This window comes from Sutterella sp. AM11-39 (genome assembly GCF_003472385.1).
Classification (GTDB): Bacteria; Pseudomonadota; Gammaproteobacteria; order Burkholderiales; family Burkholderiaceae_F; genus Duodenibacillus; species Duodenibacillus intestinigallinarum.
Genome location: NZ_QRLV01000025.1, coordinates 1 through 1,894, shown reverse-complemented (window position 1 = coordinate 1,894; position 1,894 = coordinate 1). Strand labels below are relative to the sequence as shown.

The following is a 1,894-nucleotide window of genomic DNA, read 5'->3' as shown; positions in this document are numbered from 1 at the left end:
TCCCGAACTCCCGGTTAACTGATCCACATAACGTTTGAACTGGATCAATAAACCATGCTTTAGTCTGCCTAACCCCATGATTTTGTTAGAAATAAAGTTGTGGGGTTTTTCTTTTTCATGTAAAATGATCCCTATCTAATTACTGGTGATCTTTCATCATGAGAACCGCAAACAACGACCGTTGGCACTTCACTGTACAAACGAGCTCACAAGGCAACTCCTACGTCTATGCTTATCAAACAAAGTGGGATCCCGTCAGCAAAACTTCCCGTCGTTGCTCCAAGCGCTACGTCGGGCGCTTGACCAACGATGGTCGTGTCAACATCAGCGATAAATTTGCGAAAGATTTTCCGGAATATTCACAGGGAGACTTCTATTACGGAGCCGACAAGGAACTTGTTGATGAAGCCACTTATCGACATGATTTCCCGGCAAAAAACGTTTCGGATAAAACTGAGGACAACGCTGAAGACGACACGCGCAGCGCCGGTCTGACTTGGGCTATTGAACAGATTGCCATTGACAGCGGCTTGCTCGAAGATCTCACCGCCGTCTTCAAACAAGACGCCCGAGATCTTTTGCATTTGGCGATTTATAAACTCGATGGCGGACGTTCCATGGCTGCCTATGACGATTGGCGTCGCAGTGTTTATTTGCGCCAGGCTCGTTGTCTGAGCAGCCAACGTATCAGCGAAATTTTGAGTCGGGTAACGCAAAAACAATTCGAAGACTTCTTTTGTCTGCGCCACAAACGGAAGCTTGGTGAAACTGATTCAGCCGTCCATTACGCCCTGGACAACACCTCGATTTCAACTTACTCGGAGACGATCGAAGATGCGGCCTTCGGACATGCCAAGCGTGATCCACAACTCAAGCAGATCAACTACACGTTCGTGAGCGATCAAAAAACAGGCGACATTGTGTTTGCAAACACCTATGAAGGCTCCATCAACGATGTCGTGGCTTTAAAGGAAGTGCTCTACCACATGCAAAGCGCCGGCCTCGATTTGGAAAAAGTCGTTCTGGTGACCGATCGAGGATATTGCAGTCTGCTCAATGTTCAGAAGATGCTCAACTTGAATTTGAAGTTTATTCAAGGCGTGCGCCTGACCGAAGACAGCATCAAACGTAATTTGGATCGCTATCGCGAAGCTCTCCGAGATGTCAGTTTCTATGACGCTGACTTGAATGTCTATGCTCGTTCAATCAAAGAGCCTTGGACCCAAAATGCGGACACCGGGCGAGTGTATTGCGATGTTTTTCAGCACCTCTATCGCTTCCCCGGCGAAGACGAAGCAGCCATGCGCAGCATTGTCACGGAAGTCAATGCTGTTCTGGATACTTTGGCCAAAGGAAATGGTGTTGCTCCCGATACTTGGCGCAATTGTCAGCGTTTCCTTCGTTGTTCCAAAGATAAGAAAACCTGGACAAGAAACGATGAGGCAATCCGTCGAGCGATTCGATATGCCGGGACTTTTGTCATTCGAAGCAATGTGCAGGCCGATCCGTTCAGGGCACTTGAGGCTTATCGGATGCGCAGCGTTGTTGAGATGGATTTTGGGCAGTTCAAAAACTGGGTCGACGGTGACCGACTGAGATGTACCCAGAGTTCTTATTTGGGCAAACTCTTTATTTGTACTATTGCTACGTCACTGCGTTTGATGATGCTCAGGCGTGCTCATGACAACGAATCGGCTGGGGTAAAAATTCCTTTCAACTCAATGGATTGTCTGATGGCAAAACTGCGCTCCCTGAAGGCCGATAAGCGCAGAACGGCCAATGCCTGGATTCTGAGAGCCATAAGCAAAAAGCAACGAGAGTTGCTCTCGTTGCTTTCTGTTGCTCTCCCCCCGAAAGTCCTCCGTTAGGGATCATTTGATCGGAAGTTCGGGCT

At 48.2% G+C, this 1,894-nt stretch carries 1 protein-coding gene; it reads left to right on the top strand.

The window, feature by feature from the left end; all coding sequences use genetic code 11:
- Positions 1–158: 158 nt before the first annotated feature.
- A complete protein-coding gene (locus DW133_RS10135) occupies positions 159–1,868 on the top strand; it encodes a transposase (protein WP_199588887.1) in 1,710 nt (569 codons plus the stop codon).
- Positions 1,869–1,894 lie beyond the last annotated feature (26 nt).